This is a genomic window from Streptomyces antnestii, from assembly GCF_004005495.1.
Taxonomy (GTDB): Bacteria; Actinomycetota; Actinomycetes; order Streptomycetales; family Streptomycetaceae; genus Streptomyces; species Streptomyces antnestii.
This window is the reverse complement of the sequence record NZ_RZYA01000015.1, coordinates 66,196-85,785: the sequence shown is the minus strand read 5'-3', so window position 1 is coordinate 85,785 and position 19,590 is coordinate 66,196. Positions and strand designations below refer to the sequence as shown.

18 protein-coding genes are annotated in these 19,590 nt (G+C 69.3%); 3 read left to right on the top strand and 15 right to left on the bottom strand.

Annotated features, from left to right (window positions below; genetic code table 11):
- Nucleotides 1–166: 166 nt before the first annotated feature.
- Complete coding sequence (nucS, locus tag EOT10_RS27360; protein WP_189492137.1) at nucleotides 167–838, top strand: endonuclease NucS; 672 nt, start codon at nucleotides 167–169, stop codon at nucleotides 836–838.
- A gap of 99 nt (nucleotides 839–937) precedes the next feature.
- Here nucS and EOT10_RS27355 read toward each other — a convergent pair whose 3' ends face one another.
- The 3 genes from EOT10_RS27355 to EOT10_RS27345 all read right to left on the bottom strand — a co-directional run bounded on the left by EOT10_RS27355 (nucleotide 938) and on the right by EOT10_RS27345 (nucleotide 5,132).
- The gene (locus EOT10_RS27355; protein ID WP_127831009.1) at nucleotides 938–3,541 is read right to left on the bottom strand and encodes an ATP-binding protein; all 2,604 of its coding nucleotides are present in this window, start codon (nucleotides 3,539–3,541) and stop codon (nucleotides 938–940) included.
- 249 nt (nucleotides 3,542–3,790) lie between these two features.
- A complete protein-coding gene (locus EOT10_RS27350; protein ID WP_127831008.1) occupies nucleotides 3,791–4,114 on the bottom strand; it encodes an STAS domain-containing protein in 324 nt (107 codons plus the stop codon).
- Between the two features lie 169 nt (nucleotides 4,115–4,283).
- Nucleotides 4,284–5,132 carry a 3-hydroxyacyl-CoA dehydrogenase family protein gene (locus tag EOT10_RS27345; RefSeq protein ID WP_127831007.1) on the bottom strand — a complete coding sequence of 283 codons (849 nt, stop codon included), beginning with the start codon at nucleotides 5,130–5,132 and terminating at the stop codon, nucleotides 4,284–4,286.
- Between the two features lie 253 nt (nucleotides 5,133–5,385).
- Here EOT10_RS27345 and EOT10_RS27340 point away from each other — a divergent pair, with 253 nt between their 5' ends.
- The gene (locus EOT10_RS27340) at nucleotides 5,386–5,958 is read left to right on the top strand and encodes a cob(I)yrinic acid a,c-diamide adenosyltransferase (protein ID WP_127831006.1); all 573 of its coding nucleotides are present in this window, start codon (nucleotides 5,386–5,388) and stop codon (nucleotides 5,956–5,958) included.
- A gap of 238 nt (nucleotides 5,959–6,196) precedes the next feature.
- The gene (locus EOT10_RS27335; protein WP_127831005.1) at nucleotides 6,197–8,035 is read left to right on the top strand and encodes a glycoside hydrolase family 18 chitinase; all 1,839 of its coding nucleotides are present in this window, start codon (nucleotides 6,197–6,199) and stop codon (nucleotides 8,033–8,035) included.
- Nucleotides 8,036–8,107: 72 nt separating this feature from the next.
- Here the strand turns inward: EOT10_RS27335 and EOT10_RS27330 are convergent, their stop codons facing one another.
- The 12 genes from EOT10_RS27330 to glyA all read right to left on the bottom strand — a co-directional run bounded on the left by EOT10_RS27330 (nucleotide 8,108) and on the right by glyA (nucleotide 19,550).
- Complete coding sequence (locus tag EOT10_RS27330; RefSeq protein WP_127831004.1) at nucleotides 8,108–8,557, bottom strand: DUF2550 domain-containing protein; 450 nt, start codon at nucleotides 8,555–8,557, stop codon at nucleotides 8,108–8,110.
- A gap of 160 nt (nucleotides 8,558–8,717) precedes the next feature.
- Complete coding sequence (locus EOT10_RS27325; RefSeq protein WP_127831003.1) at nucleotides 8,718–9,092, bottom strand: F0F1 ATP synthase subunit epsilon; 375 nt, start codon at nucleotides 9,090–9,092, stop codon at nucleotides 8,718–8,720.
- A gap of 154 nt (nucleotides 9,093–9,246) precedes the next feature.
- On the bottom strand, nucleotides 9,247–10,689 hold the full coding sequence (atpD, locus tag EOT10_RS27320; RefSeq protein WP_127831002.1) for a F0F1 ATP synthase subunit beta: 1,443 nt from the start codon (nucleotides 10,687–10,689) through the stop codon (nucleotides 9,247–9,249).
- Nucleotides 10,689–11,606 carry a F0F1 ATP synthase subunit gamma gene (locus EOT10_RS27315; protein WP_127831001.1) on the bottom strand — a complete coding sequence of 306 codons (918 nt, stop codon included), beginning with the start codon at nucleotides 11,604–11,606 and terminating at the stop codon, nucleotides 10,689–10,691. The genes atpD and EOT10_RS27315 overlap by 1 nt, the downstream gene beginning before the upstream one ends.
- A gap of 20 nt (nucleotides 11,607–11,626) precedes the next feature.
- Nucleotides 11,627–13,219, bottom strand: a complete 1,593-nt coding sequence (gene atpA / locus EOT10_RS27310; RefSeq protein ID WP_127831000.1) for a F0F1 ATP synthase subunit alpha — start codon at nucleotides 13,217–13,219, stop codon at nucleotides 11,627–11,629.
- Nucleotides 13,220–13,339: 120 nt separating this feature from the next.
- Entirely contained in the window at nucleotides 13,340–14,161 is an 822-nt protein-coding gene (locus EOT10_RS27305; protein ID WP_127830999.1) for a F0F1 ATP synthase subunit delta, read from the bottom strand.
- The gene (locus tag EOT10_RS27300; RefSeq protein WP_127830998.1) at nucleotides 14,158–14,706 is read right to left on the bottom strand and encodes a F0F1 ATP synthase subunit B; all 549 of its coding nucleotides are present in this window, start codon (nucleotides 14,704–14,706) and stop codon (nucleotides 14,158–14,160) included. The genes EOT10_RS27305 and EOT10_RS27300 overlap by 4 nt, the downstream gene beginning before the upstream one ends.
- A gap of 37 nt (nucleotides 14,707–14,743) precedes the next feature.
- On the bottom strand, nucleotides 14,744–14,983 hold the full coding sequence (gene atpE / locus EOT10_RS27295; RefSeq protein WP_055564408.1) for an ATP synthase F0 subunit C: 240 nt from the start codon (nucleotides 14,981–14,983) through the stop codon (nucleotides 14,744–14,746).
- 77 nt (nucleotides 14,984–15,060) lie between these two features.
- On the bottom strand, nucleotides 15,061–15,879 hold the full coding sequence (gene atpB, locus EOT10_RS27290) for a F0F1 ATP synthase subunit A (RefSeq protein ID WP_127830997.1): 819 nt from the start codon (nucleotides 15,877–15,879) through the stop codon (nucleotides 15,061–15,063).
- A gap of 225 nt (nucleotides 15,880–16,104) precedes the next feature.
- Complete coding sequence (locus EOT10_RS27285; RefSeq protein WP_127830996.1) at nucleotides 16,105–16,554, bottom strand: Cg1360 family ATP-synthase-associated protein; 450 nt, start codon at nucleotides 16,552–16,554, stop codon at nucleotides 16,105–16,107.
- A gap of 272 nt (nucleotides 16,555–16,826) precedes the next feature.
- Nucleotides 16,827–18,152 carry an MraY family glycosyltransferase gene (locus EOT10_RS27280; protein ID WP_127830995.1) on the bottom strand — a complete coding sequence of 442 codons (1,326 nt, stop codon included), beginning with the start codon at nucleotides 18,150–18,152 and terminating at the stop codon, nucleotides 16,827–16,829.
- A 129-nt stretch (nucleotides 18,153–18,281) separates the two neighbouring features.
- Entirely contained in the window at nucleotides 18,282–19,550 is a 1,269-nt protein-coding gene (gene glyA / locus EOT10_RS27275) for a serine hydroxymethyltransferase (RefSeq protein WP_127830994.1), read from the bottom strand.
- Nucleotides 19,551–19,590 lie beyond the last annotated feature (40 nt).

Here is a 19,590-nt window from a genome sequence, read left to right as displayed (position 1 = left end):
ACACGCTGTGTACAGGCGTCGCGACCTCCCGCTTATACGGTAAGCAACCTCCCCGGCGCGCAACAGGGCATGGCGCGCACAGTCCGTCCACAACCGGCCATATACGAACCCGGTAGTTCCAGGGCGAATCGCGTGGACCACCGGTCGTCGAGTAGCGTTGCCGACCATGCGTCTCGTCATCGCCCGCTGCTCCGTGGACTACGCGGGCAGGCTCACCGCCCATCTCCCGTCTGCTCCCCGCCTGATCCTCGTGAAGGCGGACGGCAGCGTCTCGATCCACGCGGACGACAGGGCCTACAAACCCCTCAACTGGATGTCCCCGCCCTGCACCCTGAAGGAGGGCACGGGCGACGACAGCGGCACCTGGACCGTCATCAACAAGGCGGGCGAGAAACTCATCATCACCATGGAGGAAGTCCTCCACGACTCCTCGCACGAGCTGGGCGTGGACCCGGGCCTCATCAAGGACGGCGTGGAAGCGCACCTCCAGGAGCTCCTCGCCGACAGGATCGACACCCTCGGCGAGGGCTACACGCTCATCCGCCGCGAGTACCCGACGGCCATCGGGCCCGTCGACATCCTGTGCCGGGACGGTGACGGCGCGACCGTCGCCATCGAGATCAAGCGACGCGGGGAGATCGACGGCGTCGAGCAACTCACGCGCTACCTCGAGCTGTTGAACCGCGACCCGCACCTCGCCCCGGTGCGCGGCATCTTCGCCGCCCAGGAGATCAAGCCCCAGGCCCGTGTCCTCGCCACGGACCGCGGCATCGGCTGCACGGTCCTGGACTACGACGCGCTGCGCGGCATCGAGGACGACAAGCTCCGCCTGTTCTGACCCGTCGGACACGACTGAGGGCCGGGTTCCTGTGAACCCGGCCCTCAGTCATGTGCCGCGTGTGCCGCGCGTGTACGGCCTTCAGGCCGTCAGGGGCCGTCAGATCGTCGACGAGGCGCCCGGCGCGCTGTCCGCCGGGCTGCTCGGCGCGGGACCGCTCGCCGAGTTCGACGTGCCCGGGGACGGCGGCGTGGAGGACGGCGACTCGGACGGCGAGGGCGACGGGGAGCTCGTCGGCGGCTTCGACGTCGGGGGCTTGGTCGTGGGCGGCTTGGTCGTGGGCGGCTTGGTGGTCGGCGGCTTCGACGTGGTCGGCTTGTCGGACGGCGTGTCCGAGGGCTTGCCGCTCGGCTCGCCCGACGGCGTGCCGCTCTCGCCGGGCGTCGGCCCGGTGCTGGGCGTCGGGTCGTCCGTCGTGTTCGGGATGCCGTCCTTGCCCGGGTCGGCGGGCCGGCTCGTCGAGCCCGTGTCGCCGCCCGTGTCCGCCGTGCCGACGCCGATGTCCCCGCCGTCCTCGCCCTGCGAAGCCGACGGGTTCACGTTGCCGTTGTCGGACGGCGTGTCGGTGTTCGACGTGGCGCCGAGCGTCACGACGGTGCCCAGGACGGCCACGAGGAGCGCTCCGGCGCCCGCGGCCACGAGGTTGCGCCGCGCGCCGCTGAGGAGGGCGCTACGGGCCGCGCCCGCCTTGGCAGAGAGGCCGCCGGGAACCGCCTTCCGGGTCACGACGGTGTCGGGCTCGGCGGCCGGTACGGGCCGCGTGAACGCGGCCGGTACCCCGCCGGGCGGCGACGCCGACTCCTCGTGGCGCGCGGCCGGCACCTCCTCGCCCGCGGCCGTACGCCCGCCGGGCAGCGCGCCGCCGGAGCGGTCCGCGACCAGGGCGAGGGCGCGGCGGCCCGCGATGGTGCCCCGCTTGTCGGCAAGGGCGCCGCGCAGGGCGATGGAGGCCTCCAGCTCGGCGCGGGCCCGGTCGAGCTGCCCGCCGAGCAGCGCCAGGATGCCCAACTCATGGTGGAAATAGGCTTCTTCGGCCACGTCGCCGGCCAGCCTCGCGGCTTCCTGACCGGACCGCAGGCAGCGCTCCCAGGCGGTCCAGCCGAGCCCGGCGGCGAAGGCGGGCGCGGCGGTACGGGCGAGCCGCACGGCGACGCCGCCCTCGTCGTCCGGCGCAGACGAGGACGCGGACGAGGACGAGGCGGCGGTCGCGGTCGGGGACGTGGGCGGCGTCGGGGTCGTCGTCGGGACGACCACGCTCAGGGCGGCGAGCAGCGCGTCGGCCTCGGCGGTGACCCGCTCGGGCCCGACGGAGGGGTGGCCGGCCCACCACGCGTAGTGCCGGGCGGCGGTGTGCGCGTGGTCGGCGGCGTCGTCGGCGTAGCCCACGGCGGCCAGCTGGTCGTACACGCCGGAGGCGAGGCGGTAGCGGCCGCCGACCGGGGAGACGAGGGCGCAGCCGGCGAGTTCGGCGAGGGCCGCGTCGGCGTGGGTGTCGCCCACGAGGGCAGGCAGGTGGGCCTGGTGCGGCAGCTCGCCGCCCAGCGCGACCGCGAACCGCAGGGTGGCGCGGGCCGACGCGCTGAGCCGGGACGCGAGCAGGGCCGCGGGCGCGGCGCCGTCGGCGAGCGAGGGCAGCGGCACGTCATGGCCGTCCTCGGCGTCGAAGGGCGCATCGAAGGGCACGTCGGCGGGCCGGGCGCCGAGGCCCCCGAAGTAGCCGGACTCGTCGAAGGCGTCGGGGTCGGCGCGGAGTTGGTCGCGCTGCCGCAGAAGCGCGCCGGCCTGCACGAACCGCAGCGGAAGGCCCTCCGACTCGAACCAGAGGTCGCCCGCCCAGTTCGCCTCGTCGTCGGTGAGGGCGCGGCCGACGGTCAGCTCCAGGAGTTCGAGTCCCCCGCCGCGGCCGAGGCCGCCCAGGAAGACCTCTTCGAGGTGCGAGTCGGCGGACGGCGCGGCGACGTCGGGCGTGGCCGCGACCAGGAAGGCGCACTCGGGTGTGGCGTCGAGGAGTTCGTCGAGGGCCGCGCCGCCGAACTCCAGGTCGTCGAGGACGACCACGGCGCCGATGTCGTGGACGAGTTCGAGGAGCAGGGCGCGGTCGGGCCGGTGCAGCGGCGCGTCGTACACGGCGGTGAAGAGGTCGTACAGCAGGTCCGTCGAGGAGCGCCGGTGGCCGCAGAGCCGGACGACGCCGTCGGGCGCGATGTCCGCGCAGTCCTCGGCGACGCTGTCGAGCAGTGCGCTGCGCCCCGAGCCCGAGGGTCCGGTGAGCCGTACGGAGCGTCCGCGCGCGAGGAGGCGTACGAGCCGCTCGCGCTCCTCCTGGCGCTCCAGGAGCGGCAGTCGGGGCAGCGGCGGGCCGGCCGGCAGCGGGGGCCGGGCGGCGCGGGCCCGTTCGGCGCGGTCCGCCGGGGCGTACTTGGCGGGGCGGCCCGGCCGCTCCCCCGGCGGGCAGGGCTCGATCTCGCTGCCGTCGACGGGGTTGACGGTGAGCAGGGAGTCGCCGGACACGAGCCGCACGGTGCGGGCGAGCCCTTGCGAGGGCTGGCCGAAGTCGGGAGTCAGGGGATCCCTGGGCGGCCGCGGGCGGCCCGCCCGGCTGTCGCCCTCGTCGTCGTGGCGGCCCCGGTCCGCACGGTCGCGGGGTTCACCGCCGTACGGATCGTGCCCGAAGTCTTCCGGTCCCGGGTTCATCGGGTCCATGGTCAAAGCCCCCAAAAGCGTGGTGTGCCGCTGCCCCTCCCGGCCTGTGCACACTGCGCTGTCGCTTCTGGTCCGGTGTCCGCGTGGTGGGTCCGTCAATCCGCGGGCGACCGAACCCTAGACCTGGCTCAGTATTGCCGGACACCCGGGGTGCCACGTCGTCCGAGACGTCACGGTCTCATGAGGATTGTGGGCGCCGGATATTGTGGGCGCCGGACATTGTGGGCGCCGGACATCGGAACGTCCGGTTCACACCCTGGGCAGGGATTCGACCCCGATGCCGCCCTCGATGGCGAGGATCCGGTGCAGCCGCGTCGCCACCAGGAGGCGCTGCATCTGGGGCGGCACACCCCGCAGCACGAGCCTGCGGCCGCAGCGTCCGGCCCGCCGGTGGGCGCCCATGATGACGCCGAGCCCGGTCGCGTCCCACGAGTCCAGCTCCGACAGATCGAGCAGCAGGTCGCCGACCCCGTCGTCGAGGGCCGTGTGCAGGACCGTACGGGCGTCCGCCGCGCTCCGGACGTCGAGGCGGCCCCCGACGGCCAGCCCGGCGTGGTCGCCCCTGATGTGCATATGCGCTCCCCGAGAGTGCTTGTGTGCCGTGATTCCAGTGGTCTCTGTGTCGTACGGCGATTCTTGGTATGTCACTGCAACTGACTGGCGCGGGGGCGCAGAAGTTGCCGTCTGTAAGCGAACCGATACCGAATTCACCCCGTGGGGTGACCCACGGGGTGACGAGGTGTCAGTGCTTGTAGAACCCCTGCCCGCTCTTGCGCCCGATGTCACCCGCGTCAACCATCCGGCGCATCAGCTCCGGCGGAGCGAACTTCTCGTCCTGGGACTCGGTGTAGATGTTGCTCGTGGCGTGCAGCAGGATGTCGACGCCGGTGAGGTCGGCGGTGGCGAGCGGCCCCATGGCGTGGCCGAAGCCGAGCTTGCAGGCGATGTCGATGTCCTCGGCGGTGGCGACGCCCGACTCGTACAGCTTCGCGGCCTCGACGACGAGGGCGGAGATCAGGCGGGTGGTGACGAACCCCGCCACGTCCCTGTTCACGACGATGCACGTCTTGCCGACCGACTCGGCGAACTCCCGTGCGGTGGCGAGGGTTTCGTCGCTCGTCTTGTAGCCGCGGACCAGCTCGCACAGCTGCATCATCGGGACCGGCGAGAAGAAGTGCGCGCCGACGACGCGCTCGGGGCGCTCCGTGACCGCCGCGATCTTGGTGATCGGGATGGCGGAGGTGTTGGAGGCGAGCACCGCGTCCTCACGCACGATCTTGTCGAGCGCGCGGAAGATCTCGTGCTTGACCTCGAGCTTCTCGAAGACGGCCTCGACGACGATGTCGGCGTCGGCGACCGCGTCCAGGTCGGTGGTCGTGGTGATGCGCCCGAGCGCGGCCTCTGCGTCCTCGGCGGCGAGCTTCCCCTTGCCGACGAACTTGTCGTACGAGGCCTTGATGCCGTCGGTGCCACGGGCCAGTGCGGCGTCGGTGACGTCGCGCAGGACGACGTCCCAGCCGGCCTGCGCCGAGACCTGGGCGATTCCGGAACCCATGAGACCGGCTCCGATGACGGCGAGCTTCCCTGCCACTGTGCGACTCCCCTTGTCCACTTCATCCGCTGACCGCGTAACGCTTGACACCCGTTCACATATCTCTTCGGCGGACATTAGCGCCCGCGGGCGGTCATGTGACCGCTAAGAGATGCGCGTCACGTCTCACATGACGGACATCACACCGGGACGGGCCACCAGACGTCCCGTACGGCGTAGTTGGGCGCCTGGCGGGGCCCATCCGGCCCTCCCGTGCCGTCGCGCGGGGCGCCGGCGTAACTACGCTGACCCCATGGTCAATCTGACGCGTATCTACACCAGGACCGGCGACCAGGGCACCACCGCCCTCGGGGACATGAGCCGGACCGCCAAGACCGATCTGCGGATCTCCGCCTATGCCGACGCCAACGAGGCCAATGCCGTCATCGGTACGGCGATCGCGCTCGGCGGGCTCGACGAGGAGGTCGTGAAGGTCCTCGTGCGGGTCCAGAACGACCTGTTCGACGTGGGCGCCGACCTGTGCACCCCGGTGGTCGAGGAGCCGAAATATCCGCCGCTGCGGGTCGAGCAGTTCTACGTGGACAAGCTGGAGGCGGACTGCGACCGCTTCAACGAGGAGCTGGAGAAGCTGCGGTCCTTCATCCTGCCCGGGGGCACGCCGGGTGCGGCGCTGCTGCATCAGGCGTGCACCGTGGTCCGCCGGGCCGAGCGCTCCACGTGGGCGGCTCTCGAGGCGCACGGCGAGACGATGAACCCGCTGACGGCCACATATCTGAACCGCCTCTCCGACCTCCTCTTCATCCTGGCGCGTACGGCGAACAAGGCGGTCGGGGACGTGCTCTGGGTGCCGGGCGGGGAGCGCTGACCGGGGTCTTCCGCGCAAGAGGCCGCCCTGGCACGGGAGTTGGTTCTGTGCCGGGGCGGCTTTCGTGATTGGTTTAGACCTTGACCGTTGGTCCAGACCTTTCTATCCTCACGGCACTGCGGTGCGCAGCGCCATGCACATGACCAAGCACGGCAATGCTCACGGGCGGCGCAGGGTTCCACCCCCCGTCATGACCCCCGGAACACCCGAGGAGCACCCCTTGCGCTTCAGACTCAGCATGAAACCGCGACACAAAGCCGTGGCAGGACTGACCACCCTGCTGCTCCCGGCCGCCGCGCTCGTCGGCCTCGCCACCCCCTCCCACGCGGCGGCCGCCGCGAGCACGGCCACCGCGACCTACGCGAAGACCCAGGACTGGGGCACGGGCTTCGAAGGCAAGTGGACCGTGAAGAACACCGGTACCACGGCGCTCAGTTCCTGGACCGTCGAGTGGGACTTCCCCTCCGACACGAAGGTGACCTCGGCGTGGGACGCCACGGTCACCAACTCCGCCGACCACTGGACCGCCAAGAACGCCTCCTACAACGGGACGCTCGCCCCCGGCGCCTCGGTCTCCTTCGGGTTCAACGGCTCGGGCCCCGGCGCCCCCACCGGCTGCAAGCTGAACGGCGCCTCCTGCGACGGCGGTGACGTCCCGGGCGACGCGGCCCCCTCCGCCCCCGGCACCCCGAGCGCCTCCTCCGTCACGGACACCTCGGCCAAGATCTCCTGGACCGCGGCCACCGACGACAAGGGCGTCAAGAACTACGACGTCCTGCGCGACGGCGCCAAGGTCGCGACGGTGACCGGGACTTCGTACTCCGACACCGGGCTCACCGCCGGCACCGACTACTCGTACACCGTGCAGGCCCGCGACACCGCGGACCAGACCGGTCCCGTCTCCGGCGCGGTCAAGGTGCACACCACCGGCGGCGGCACCACCGACCCGGGCCCCGGCACCGGCGGCAAGGTCAAGATGGGGTACTTCACCGACTGGGGCGTCTACGGGCGCGCCTACTACCCCAAGAACCTGGAGACCTCCGGCTCCGCCGCCAAGGTCACGCACATCAACTACGCCTTCGGCAACGTGCAGAACGGCCAGTGCACGATGGGCGACTCCTACGCCGACACGGACATGGCGTACACCGCCGCCAACTCCGTCTCGGGCCAGGCCGACACCTGGGACCAGCCGCTGCGCGGCGCCTTCAACCAGCTGCGCCAGCTCAAGGCCAAGCACCCGGGCCTGAAGATCCTCTGGTCCTTCGGCGGCTGGACCTGGTCCGGTGGCTTCGGCCAGGCGGCACAGAACCCCGCCGCGTTCGCCGACTCCTGCTACAAGCTGGTCGAGGACCCGCGCTGGGCCGACGTCTTCGACGGCATCGACATCGACTGGGAGTACCCCAACGCCTGTGGCCTGTCCTGCGACACGAGCGGCCAGGACGCCCTGAAGAAGCTCACGACGGCGCTGCGCGCCAAGTTCGGCTCGAACAACCTGGTGACGGCGGCCATCACGGCCGACGCATCATCGGGCGGCAAGATCGAGAAGAACGACTACGCGGGCGCGTCCCAGTCCCTCGACTGGTACAACGTCATGACCTACGACTTCTTCGGCGCGTGGGACGCCAAGGGCCCGACCGCCCCGCACTCCCCGCTCACGTCGTACTCCGGCATCCCGCAGGCGGGCTTCAACTCGGCTGACGCCATTGCCAAGTTGAAGGCACAGGGCGTCCCGGCCGGCAAACTGCTCCTCGGCATCGGCTTCTACGGCCGCGGCTGGACCGGCGTCACCCAGAAGGAGCCGGGCGGCACGGCGACCGGCCCCGCCGCCGGCACCTACGAGCAGGGCATCGAGGACTACAAGGTCCTCAAGACCAAGTGCCCGGCGAACGGCACGGTGGCCGGTACGGCGTACGCGTTCTGCGGCAGCGACTGGTGGTCGTACGACACCCCCGCCACCATCAACTCCAAGATGGCGTGGGTCAAGAGCCAGGGCCTGGGCGGCGCGTTCTTCTGGGAGTTCAGCGGTGACACCGCCAGTGGGGAACTGGTGACCGCGATCAACAGCGGTCTCGGCTAGCCACACACGACGGAAGCCGGGTGAACGGGGCCGCCCCCCGTTCGCCCGGCTTCTTCGTACGAAGAAAACCGCTCAGGCCACGTTCACCCGCTGGCCCGGCGGCGCCGCCTCCAGCCACGCGAGGAAACCCGTCAGCGCGTCCTCGCTCATCGCCAGCTCCAGACGCGAGCCGCGGTGCGAGCACGCGAGGACGATCGCGTCGGAGAGCAGCGCCAGCTCTTCCTCGCCCTCGGGCGCGCGCCGTCCCGTCACCTCGATCGCCGAGCGCTCCAGGGTGCGGCGCGGCCTGATCGCGTAGGAGAAGACGCGGAACCACTCGATGCGGTCGCCGTTGTAGCGGGCCACGCCGTAGCCCCAGCCCTTGCCGGACGCGTCGCCCTCCTCGGGCACGTCCCACCGCAGGGAGCAGTCGAAGGTGCCCCCGGACCGCTGGATCAGCCGGCGCCGCAGGCCGAAGACGAACAACCCCAGCAATACGAGTACGACGACCGCGACCACGCACAGCACGAGAACGAGGACCATTCGTACCGACCTCCTCGCCTCATCTGATAACGGGCCCGACAGCGGATCCGATAACGGAACTGCAAAATTGACCAAGGATCGCCTCAGCCGCGACCCGGTCCGGAAAGTGTCTCCGGTCCTGGCCGCGGCTGAGTCATGTCACTCCGCGCTCCCCCAGGGGTCAGCGCGTCGCCACCGCACGCAGTCGGACGTCCGCGCGACGCTCGGCGGATGCGTCGGCATCCGACTTCGCGCGCTCGAGCGCCCGCTCCGCACGCTTGACGTCGATCTCGTCCGACAGCTCGGCGATCTCGGCGAGCAGGGACAGCTTGTTGTCGGCGAACGAGACGAAACCGCCGTGCACAGCGGCGACAACCGTCCCGCCGTCGCTCGTGCGGATCATCACCGGGCCCGACTCCAGCACACCGAGAAGCGGCTGGTGACCGGGCATGACGCCGATGTCGCCGGACGTGGTGCGCGCGACGACCAGGGTGGCCTCGCCGGACCAGACACTGCGGTCCGCGGCGACGAGCTCGACGTGCAGCTCAGCAGCCAAGGTGGGCTCCTCGGGTCACCACCCGGCGGTTGCTGCCGGGTGTTGGGTCAAAGTCTAGTCGGCGTACGGAGAGGGACGGGACACACCCTGGGGTATCACCCTGCGGGTATCCCCGCCCCTCTCCCACGAGTCTGTGCTCCCGGGGGAGCCAGAATCAGGAGACGCCGAGCTCCTTGGCGTTGGCCTTCAGGTCCTCGATGCCACCGCACATGAAGAACGCCTGCTCGGGGAAGTGGTCGTACTCACCGTCGCAGATCGCGTTGAACGCGGTGATCGACTCCTCGAGCGACACGTCCGAACCGTCGACGCCGGTGAACTGCTTGGCGGCGTGGGTGTTCTGCGACAGGAAGCGCTCGACGCGACGGGCACGGTGGACCACGAGCTTGTCCTCCTCGCCCAGCTCGTCGATACCGAGGATCGCGATGATGTCCTGGAGGTCCTTGTACTTCTGCAGGATCGTCTTGACGCGCATGGCGGCGTCGTAGTGGTCCTGCGCGATGTAGCGGGGGTCCAGGATGCGGGACGTGGAGTCCAGCGGGTCCACGGCCGGGTAGATGCCCTTCTCGGAGATCGGACGGGAGAGAACCGTCGTCGCGTCGAGGTGGGCGAACGTGGTGGCCGGGGCCGGGTCGGTCAGGTCGTCCGCGGGGACGTAGATCGCCTGCATCGAGGTGATCGAGTGACCACGGGTCGACGTGATGCGCTCCTGGAGGAGACCCATCTCGTCGGCGAGGGTCGGCTGGTAACCCACCGCGGAAGGCATGCGGCCGAGCAGCGTGGAGACCTCGGAACCGGCCTGCGTGAAGCGGAAGATGTTGTCGATGAAGAACAGCACGTCCTGCTTCTGCACATCGCGGAAGTACTCCGCCATGGTCAGACCGGCCAGGGCGACGCGAAGACGCGTGCCCGGCGGCTCGTCCATCTGGCCGAAGACCAGCGCGGTCTTGTCCAGAACGCCGGCTTCCTCCATCTCGACCATGAGGTCGTTGCCCTCACGGGTGCGCTCGCCGACACCGGCGAAGACGGAGACACCGTCGTGCAGCTTGGCCACACGGACGATCATTTCCTGGATCAGAACGGTCTTGCCGACACCGGCACCACCGAACAGACCGATCTTTCCACCCTTGACGTACGGGGTGAGAAGGTCGACGACCTTCAGGCCGGTCTCGAACATCTCGGTCTTGGACTCGAGCTGGTCGAAGGCCGGGGCCTTGCGGTGGATCGTCCAGCGCGGGGCGTCGGCGACCGAGGAGGCGTCGTCGTTCAGGACGTCGCCGAGGGTGTTGAACACCCGGCCCTTGGTCAGGTCACCGACGGGCACCGAGATGCCGGCGCCGGTGTCGGTCACCGGGGCCTGGCGGACCAGGCCGTCGGTGGGCTGCATCGAGACCGTACGGACCATGCCGTCACCCAGGTGCTGGGCGACCTCGAGGGTCAGCGTCTTCTTCGCGCCCTCGGTGGCCGGGTCGTCGACCTGGACGTGCAGGGCGTTGTAGATCTCCGGCATCGCGTCGACGGGGAACTCCACGTCGACGACCGGGCCGATGACCCGGGCGACGCGGCCCGTGGCAACGGCCGTCTCAACAGTGGTCGTCATTACTTGTCACTCCCCGCGGTCGCGTCGGCCAGGGCTGCAGTGCCGCCGACGATCTCGCTGATTTCCTGGGTGATTTCGGCCTGGCGGGCCGCGTTGGCAAGTCGGGAGAGCGAGTTGATCAGGTCTCCCGCGTTGTCGGTCGCCGACTTCATCGCGCGGCGCGTGGCGGCGTGCTTGGAAGCAGCCGACTGGAGCAGCGCGTTGTAGATACGGCTCTCGACGTAGCGCGGCAGCAGGGCGTCGAGGACGTCCTCCGCCGACGGTTCGAAGTCGTACAGCGGAAGGATCTCGCCCTTGGACTTCGACTCCTCCGCCACCTCTTCGAGGCTGAGCGGAAGCAGACGGCCGTCGATGGCCGACTGCGTCATCATCGAGATGAACTCCGTGTAGACGATGTGGAGTTCATCCACGCCGCCCTCCGCCGAGTCCTTCTCGATCGCCTCGATCAGCGGGCCCGCGACCTTCTTGGCGTCCGCGTACGAGGGCTCGTCGGTGAAGCCCGTCCACTGCTCCGCGATCTTGCGCTCACGGAAGTTGTAGTGGGCGACACCACGGCGGCCGACGATGTAGATGTCGACCTCCTTGCCCTCGGCCTCGAGACGCGCGGTCAGTCGCTCCGCGGCCTTGATGGCGTTCGAGTTGAAGGCGCCGGCCAGACCGCGGTCGCTCGTGAGGAGCAGCACCGCGGAGCGCGTCGCCGTCTCCGGCTCCGTCGTCAGCGGGTGGTTCGTGTTCGAACCGGTGCCGACAGCCGTGACCGCGCGGGTGAGCTCGGTCGCGTACGGCGTGGAGGCCGCCACCTTGCGCTGTGCCTTGACGACACGCGAGGCGGCGATCATCTCCATCGCCTTGGTGATCTTCTTGGTCGCGGTGACGGATTTGATGCGACGCTTGTAGACCCGGAGCTGGGCTCCCATGAGTCAGGTCCCTTCCGTCGTCACTTACCGGCGGCGGCCGGAGCGTCCTCGCCGAGAAGCTTCCCGTCCGAGGTCTCGAACTGCTTCTTGAACTCCGCGATCGCGTCGGCGGCAGCCGTGAGGGTGTCGTCCGACATCTTGCCGCCCTCCTTGATGGAGGTCATCAGGCCCTGCTCCTTGCGGTGCAGGTAGTCGAGCAGCTCGCGCTCGAAGCGGCGGATGTCCGCGACCGGGACGTCGTCCATCTTGCCGGTGGTGCCGGCCCAGACGGAGACGACCTGGTCCTCGGTGGCCATGGGCTGGTACTGGGGCTGCTTGAGCAGCTCGACCATGCGCTGACCGCGCTCCAGCTGCGCCTTCGACGCGGCGTCCAGGTCGGAACCGAAGGCGGCGAACGCCTCGAGCTCACGGAACTGGGCGAGGTCCACGCGCAGACGGCCGGAGACCTGCTTCATCGCCTTGTGCTGCGCGGAACCACCGACTCGGGAGACGGAGATACCGACGTTCAGCGCGGGGCGCTGACCGGCGTTGAACAGGTCCGACTCCAGGAAGCACTGGCCGTCGGTGATGGAGATGACGTTGGTCGGGATGAACGCCGACACGTCGTTCGCCTTGGTCTCGACGATCGGCAGACCGGTCATCGAACCCGAGCCCAGCTCGTCCGAGAGCTTCGCGCAGCGCTCGAGCAGACGGGAGTGCAGGTAGAAGACGTCACCCGGGTAGGCCTCGCGCCCCGGCGGGCGGCGGAGCAGCAGGGACACGGCGCGGTAGGCGTCGGCCTGCTTCGAGAGGTCGTCGAAGATGATGAGGACGTGCTTGCCCTCGTACATCCACTGCTGGCCGATGGCCGAACCGGTGTACGGCGCCAGGTACTTGAAGCCGGCCGGGTCGGACGCCGGGGCGGCGACGATGGTCGTGTACTCCAGCGCGCCGGCCTCTTCGAGGGCGCCACGCACGGAGGCGATGGTCGAGCCCTTCTGACCGATGGCGACGTAGATGCAGCGGACCTGCTTCTTCGGGTCGCCGGTGCGCCAGTTGTCGCGCTGGTTGATGATCGTGTCGACGGCCAGGGCGGTCTTGCCCGTCTGGCGGTCGCCGATGATCAGCTGACGCTGACCGCGGCCGATCGGGGTCATCGCGTCGACGGCCTTGTAGCCGGTCTCCATCGGCTCGTGCACCGACTTGCGCTGCGTGACCGTGGGGGCCTGCAGCTCAAGGGCACGACGCGCGCTGGTCTCGATCTCGCCGAGGCCGTCGATCGGGTTGCCGAGCGGGTCGACGACGCGACCCAGGTAGCCCTCGCCGACGGCGACGGAGAGCACCTCACCGGTGCGCTGCACCGGCTGGCCCTCCTCGATACCGGTGAACTCACCGAGCACGATGGCACCGATCTCGCGCTCCTCGAGGTTGAGGGCGAGGCCGAGGGTGCCGTCCTCGAACTTCAGCAGTTCGTTGGCCATGGCCGAGGGCAGGCCCTCGACCTTCGCGATGCCGTCGCCGGCAAGGGTGACCGTACCGACCTCCTCGCGCGAGGCCGCGTCCGGCTTGTACGCCTGGACAAAGTTCTCCAGCGCGTCCCGGATCTCCTCCGGCCGGATCGTGAGCTCCGCCATCTGGGTTCCCTGCTCTCCTTGTTGGGCCCGAAGTTTTCTTGGGGGGTCTGGGGTAAGCCCCCAGGAATCCTCTGCACGGCCCAACTAGGGCCGTAGGTACTACTACGTTGTGCGAGTCCGTCAGCCGGCCATGCGGCGGCTGGCGTCCTCAATGCGGTCCGCGATGCTTCCGTTGATGAGCTCTTCGCCCACCTGCACGTTGATCCCGCCGAGGACCGTGGGGTCCACGTCGAGGTTCAGGTGCATCTGGCGCCCGTAGAGCTTCGCCAGGGCGGCACCCAGGCGCTGCTTCTGCGTGTCGCTCAGCGGAACCGCCGAGGTGACGACCGCGACCATGCGGTCCCGGCGCTCCGCGGCGAGCTTCGACAGGGACTCGAGTCCCTGTTCAAGGCTACGTCCACGCGGCTGGGTCACAAGGCGCTCGACGAGACGCTCGGTGGTGGCCTTGGCGCGACCGCCGAGCAGGCTGCGCAGCAGCTCACCCTTGGCCGTAGCCGTGGCGACACGGTCCGTGAGCGCGGCGCGCAGCTCGGTGTTCGAAGAGACGATCCGGCCGAACCGGAACAGCTCGTCCTCGACGTCGTCCAGCTCGCCGGCCTTCTGCGCCGCGGTCAGCTCGGCGATGTTGGCCAGCTCCTCGAGGGAGTCGACCAGGTCGCGCGGGGCGGACCAGCGGGAGCGGACCAGACCGGCCACCAGGTCGGCGGTCTCGCCGCTGACCTGGCCGCTGAGCAGGCGCCCCGCGAGCTCGGCCTTGGCCTCGCCGGACTGCGCCGGGTCGGTCAGGACCCGACGCAGCGACACCTCGCGGTGGAGCAGCGCGGTGACCGCGGCCAGCTCCGTGGCGAGCTGTCGGGCGTCGACCGAGGTGTTGTCGGTCAGCGCGTCGAGACGCTCACGTGCGGAGGCGAGTGCCTCGCGGCTCGCTCCGTGGGCAGTCATCGAGCGGCCTCTGCCTTCTCCTCGAGGTCATCCAGGAAACGGTCGATCGTGCGCGACTGCCGGGCGTGGTCCTCGAGGGACTCGCCGACCAGCTTGCCGGCCAGGGTCGTGGCCAGCTGGCCGACGTCCTGGCGCAGCGCCTGAGCGGCGGCCTTGCGGTCGGCCTCGATCTGCGAGTGGCCGGCGGCGATGATTTCCTCACGCTGCCGCTGGCCTTCCGCGCGCATCTCGGCGATGAGCGTGGCGCCCTGCTCCTGCGCCTCCTGGCGCAGACGCGCGGCCTCGTGGCGGGCCTCGGCCAGCTGAGCCTTGTACTGCTCGAGCACGCTCTGGGCCTCGGTCTGGGCGGCCTCGGCCTTCTCGATACCGCCTTCGATCAGCTCGCGGCGCTCGTCCAGCGTCTTGTTGATACGCGGGAGGAGCTTCTTGGCGAAGAAGAAGAAGACGATGGCGAAGGCAAGCGCGCCAATGAGCAGCTCAGGACCCGCGGGGACGAGCGGGTTCTGCTGCTCCTCGGCCGCGAGTGCAACCAGGTTGGCGATCACATCAGTGCCTTTCGTCGAAAGTGTCAGTAAGAAGTGATTACTTACCGAACACGAACGGCATAACGATGCCGATGAGGGCGAGCGCCTCACAGAAGGCGAAGCCGAGGATCTGGTTGGCGCGGATCAGACCGGCGGCCTCGGGCTGGCGGGCCAGAGCCTGGGTGCCGTTACCGAACACGATGCCGACGCCGATGCCGGGGCCGATGGCAGCGAGACCGTAGCCGATGGAACCGAGGGAGCCGGAGACGCCAGCGGCGAGTTCGAGGGTCGCGGACATGCCGTTACTTCCTTCTCTTTAACGAACCGGTGGGGGTTGGCCACCGGACGAGTGGGGTTTGACAGGTAGGGCGGGACTCAGTGGTGCTCGGCGAGCGCGCCCTGGATGTAGGTGCAGGCGAGGAGTACGAAGACGTACGCCTGGACGGCCTGCACGAAAAGCTCGAAGAGGATCATGACGACGGTCATGACGAACGAGACGCCCGCGGCCGGGATCATGTAGCTGTTCAGCAGGTACCAGGAGGCGACCGTGAACATCACCAGCATCAGGTGACCGGCGAACATGTTCGCGAACAGTCGCACCGCGTGCGTGAACGGGCGGACGAACAGGTTCGAGAAGAACTCGATGAACGAGACGAGCCACTTGATCGGGCCGAGCGAGTTGTCGTAACCCGTGATGTTCTTCCAGCCGCCCACGAAGCCGTGGCGCTTGAAGGTCAGCGGGACCCAGATCAGGTAGACGAGGAGGGCGAGCACGATCGGGTACGCGATCACCGACGACACCGGGAACTGGGCCAGCGGGATCACGGACCACACGTTCATGATCCAGATGAAGAAGAACATCGAGACCATGACGGGGACGAACTTCTCGCCCTCCTTCTTGCCGAGGGTCTCGAAGACGATGCTGCGGCGCACGAACTCGTACCCCGCCTCACCGACCATCTGGAGCTTCCCCGGGATCACCTTGGCGCGGCCGAAGGCGGCGTAGAAGAGACTCACGATGATCAGCGTCGTCAACAGGGCAAGCAGCATCACCTTGTTGAACTCGAACCCGCCGACGGTGAAGATCGGCTGGAAGAGGAACGAGTGCAGACCGGGAGCCGGAAAGCCGCAGCCGTTGTCGGAGAGAATCCGACAGCTCCAGTCAAAGGCGAGCTCAGTCTGGTCAGCACTCACCACGGGCTCCTTCGGCGTGACGCATAGGTACGGCAACCTCGTTGTGTCGGTGCGGCGCGCAGCCGCGGATCGGCACCGGTCTGGTGTTTCGGATGTGGGGGCGGCAGGCAGGCAGTGAGCCTCGCAGTCGAGCAGGCGTCAGCTCAGATGCCCGCGCCCGCAGTGCCGCAGTTGGCACCGGACGATAGCAGTAACGCGAACCACCATTTATCCCGCCCCTACCCCTCACGATGACGACCCTGATTTCTCGGGCTTGTCACTCTTCTCGGAGTCTTCGGCCGAGTCGGGATCGATATAGAAAATCTTGGCCTTCATGTGCGCACGCGCCTGTGCCGCCATCCACACGACGGTGGCGGCGACGAGTGTCGCGGCGAAGGCCTTGGGGTTGAACAGTGTCGTGTCCTTGAAGACGGCGACGAAGATCAGAAGCAGCAGCAGCTGGGCGACATAGAGCATGAGCCCCATCGCCTGGAAGAGCTGCGGAAGCGATTTTGCCGTCCGTTGAAGAACGATCTGCCCGAGGCCCATGAAGGCGATCACGACCACCGCGCCGATGACCGCGCCGAGAGCCCCCTTGCCGCCGGCGAGCACACCACTGATGACGGCGGCGATCGCGCCGGCAACGGCTGTGGGCACAACGGCCTGGAGAAGGATCCGTGCGTCATTCGAGGGCATGGCGGCAGCTCCGCTAACTGGACGGGGGCAGGGTGTCGTCATGGACGAGCGTAGTCCGGGGCCGAGAGGGAACTTCGGGCCAAGGGGCCGTCGCACTACGGTCCTTCGGCTCTATCCCCGGGTCTCGTGAACGGTATCACAAACTATTTGATGAGGTCTTTACCTGTGTAGTGTGCTCACTGTCACACGTGAGGAGTAATCCGCGCGTCTGAGCAAGAATCGGGCCAACTTGTCTGGTATTGGCCCGGTTTCTCCGGTCGCCTTCGGCCGCTTCAGCGGGACGAGTGAGCTTTACGACGGTCATGCACGCGCGCACGGGCGCCGATCGCCGTCGCTCCGTTGACACCCGCGGGCATCGGCGTACGCGCGCCCTCACCCGCGCTCTGACCCGCGCCCTCGGGCCGCTCCACGTCGGCCACCACCGCGGCCCGCCGGCGCCGGTAGCGCGGCGGCACGAAGGCCTCCGCCCAGTCCGGGGCGCGCGGTGTGAAGCGCGGCAGCAGGAGCAGTACGAGGCCGACGAAGCTCAGCCCGACGATCGCGAACACGAGCCACATCGACGACGAGTGGACGGAGTAGGCGACCGCGCCGAAGGACAGCAGCGCAGCCCAGAAGTACATGATCAGGACCGCGCGGCTGTGCGAGTGGCCGATCTCCAGGAGCCGGTGGTGCAGGTGCCCGCGGTCGGCCGCGAACGGCGACTGGCCCTTCCAGGTACGCCGCACGATGGCGAGGACCAGGTCCGCGAACGGCACCGCGATGATCGTCAGCGGCATCAGCAGCGGGATGAAGACCGGGACCATCGCGTGAGTGGCGTCACGGGTGCCGCCGAAGTTCAGCTTCATCACGCTCGGGTCGACCTGGCCCGTGATGGAGATCGCACCGGCGGACAGGACGAGGCCGATGAGCATCGATCCGGAGTCGCCCATGAAGATCCGGGCGGGGTGCATGTTGTGCGGCAGGAAGCCCACACACATGCCGATCAGGATCGCCGAGAACAGCGTCGCGGGGGCGGCGGCCTCGATGCCGTAGCCGTACCAGAGGCGGTAGGCGTACAGGAAGAACGCCGTGGCGGCGATGCACACCATGCCGGAGGCGAGGCCGTCGAGGCCGTCCACGAAGTTGACCGCGTTGATGCTGATCACGACCAGGGCGACGGTGAGGAGCGTGCCCTGCCACTGCGTGAGCGAGACCGTGCCGACGCCCGGGATCGGCAGCCACAGGATCGTCAGGCCCTGCATGACCATGACGCCCGCGGCGATCATCTGGCCGCCCAGCTTGATCAGGGCGTCGATCTCGAACTTGTCGTCCAGGACGCCGATCAGCCAGATCAGGGCGGCTCCGGAGAGCAGGGCCCGCGGCTCGTTCGACATTGTGAAGACGGGGCTGAGGTTCGTCAGGTGGTCCGCGACGAGGAGGCCCGCGCACAGGCCGAAGAACATCGCGATCCCGCCGAGCCGGGGTGTGGGTTCCCGGTGCACGTCGCGGGCGCGGATCTCCGGCATGGCGCCGGCCACGATCGCGAACTTCCGCACCGGGCCGGTCAGCAGGTAGGTCACCGCGGCCGTGATGCAGAGCGTCAGCAGGTATTCACGCACGGGCTTCCCCACATATATCGCTGGCCATCTCAGCCCCACACCCTAGCTTCGCGCGCATGTGGTGAAGGACTGCCGGGTAGCGACGATGGTTGCACGAGTGACGAGCGGCCCTGGACCGCCTACCCCCGACTAGGCCGGATACGGCGGAAATCTTCCGGCCAGTTCCCGTACTTCTTCCCGTGCCGCACGCGGATCGAAGTCGCCGCGGAGGACCCCCGCGAAGAGGACGGCGATCCGGGCCATCTCGGGTTCACCCATGCCCTGTGTGGTGACGGCGGCGGTGCCCAGGCGCAGGCCGCGGCCGTCCCCGAAGGGCAGTGCGCACGTGTCGAGGACCATACCGGCGGAGGCGAGCCGGCCGCGGGCGGCCGGGCCCTCGACGCCGAGCGGCGAGGGGTCGGCGGTCAGCAGATGGGTGTCGGTGCCGCCGGTGGTGATCGCGAGGCCCTCGGCGTCGAGCGCGGCCGCGAGAGCCCTCGCGTTGGCGACCACCTGATGGGTGTACGCGGCGAAGGCCGGGGTCTCCGCCTCCCCGAAAGCGACAGCCTTGGCGGCGATCGTGTGCATCTGGGCGCCGCCCTGTGTGAACGGGAAGACGGCCCGGTCGATGCGCTCCGCGAGCTCGGCCCCGCACAGGATCATGCCGCCGCGGGGGCCGCGCAGGACCTTGTGCGTGGTGGCGCAGACGACGTCGGCGTACGGCACCGGGTTCGGGGCCGCTCCCCCGGCGACCAGGCCGATGGGGTGCGCGGCGTCGGCGATGAGGTAGGCGCCCACGTCGTCGGCGATGTCGCGGAACGCCTCGTAGTCGATGTGCCGCGGGTAGGCGATCGAGCCGCAGACGATGGCCTTGGGACGGTGCAGGCGGGCCAGGGCGCGGACCTGGTCGTACTCGATGAGGCCGGTCTCCGGGTCGACGCCGTAGGGCACGAAGTCGAACCAGCGGCCCGAGAAGTTCGCGGGCGAGCCGTGGGTGAGGTGGCCGCCGAAGGGGAGCCCCATGGCGAGGACGGTGTCGCCGGGGCGCAGCAGGGCCGCGTAGGCGGCGAGGACGGCGGACGAGCCGGAGTGGGACTGCACGTTGGCGTGCTCGGCGCCGAAGAGCACCCTGGCGCGGTCGACGGCGATGCGTTCCGCCACGTCGACGAGCTCGCAGCCGCCGTGGTGGCGGGCGCCGGGATAGCCCTCGGCGTACTTGTTGGCGAGCGGGGAGCCGAGGGCCGCGAGGACGGCCGGCGACGTGAAGTTCTCGGCGGCGATGAGCTGCAGCGACATGGCCTGCCGGGCCGCCTCGCCGAGGATGATCTCGGCGATCTCGGGGTCCTGCCGGCGCAGCGTGTCGAAGCCGGCGTACGCGTACGTCGCACCGGCGGGGGCTTGTTCAGTGGTGACCGGCATCTTGGGCTCCGGGCCTCGCGGGGGTGACCTCAGCTCCAAT

Excerpts from the sequence above, each read along its gene's own strand:
- EOT10_RS27330 (WP_127831004.1), bottom strand. The coding sequence starts at position 8,557 with ATGGTCCTCGTTCTCGTGCTGTGCGTGGTCGCGGTCGTCGTACTCGTA.
- EOT10_RS27335 (WP_127831005.1), top strand. The coding sequence starts at position 6,197 with ATGAAACCGCGACACAAAGCCGTGGCAGGACTGACCACCCTGCTGCTC.
- glyA (WP_127830994.1), bottom strand. The coding sequence starts at position 19,550 with ATGCCGGTCACCACTGAACAAGCCCCCGCCGGTGCGACGTACGCGTAC.
- EOT10_RS27315 (WP_127831001.1), bottom strand. The coding sequence starts at position 11,606 with ATGGGAGCCCAGCTCCGGGTCTACAAGCGTCGCATCAAATCCGTCACC.
- EOT10_RS27350 (WP_127831008.1), bottom strand. The coding sequence starts at position 4,114 with ATGCACATCAGGGGCGACCACGCCGGGCTGGCCGTCGGGGGCCGCCTC.
- EOT10_RS27305 (WP_127830999.1), bottom strand. The coding sequence starts at position 14,161 with ATGACTGCCCACGGAGCGAGCCGCGAGGCACTCGCCTCCGCACGTGAG.
- atpE (WP_055564408.1), bottom strand. The coding sequence starts at position 14,983 with ATGTCCGCGACCCTCGAACTCGCCGCTGGCGTCTCCGGCTCCCTCGGT.
- EOT10_RS27340 (WP_127831006.1), top strand. The coding sequence starts at position 5,386 with ATGGTCAATCTGACGCGTATCTACACCAGGACCGGCGACCAGGGCACC.
- atpA (WP_127831000.1), bottom strand. The coding sequence starts at position 13,219 with ATGGCGGAGCTCACGATCCGGCCGGAGGAGATCCGGGACGCGCTGGAG.
- EOT10_RS27285 (WP_127830996.1), bottom strand. The coding sequence starts at position 16,554 with ATGCCCTCGAATGACGCACGGATCCTTCTCCAGGCCGTTGTGCCCACA.
- EOT10_RS27355 (WP_127831009.1), bottom strand. The coding sequence starts at position 3,541 with ATGGACCCGATGAACCCGGGACCGGAAGACTTCGGGCACGATCCGTAC.
- atpD (WP_127831002.1), bottom strand. The coding sequence starts at position 10,689 with ATGACGACCACTGTTGAGACGGCCGTTGCCACGGGCCGCGTCGCCCGG.
- nucS (WP_189492137.1), top strand. The coding sequence starts at position 167 with ATGCGTCTCGTCATCGCCCGCTGCTCCGTGGACTACGCGGGCAGGCTC.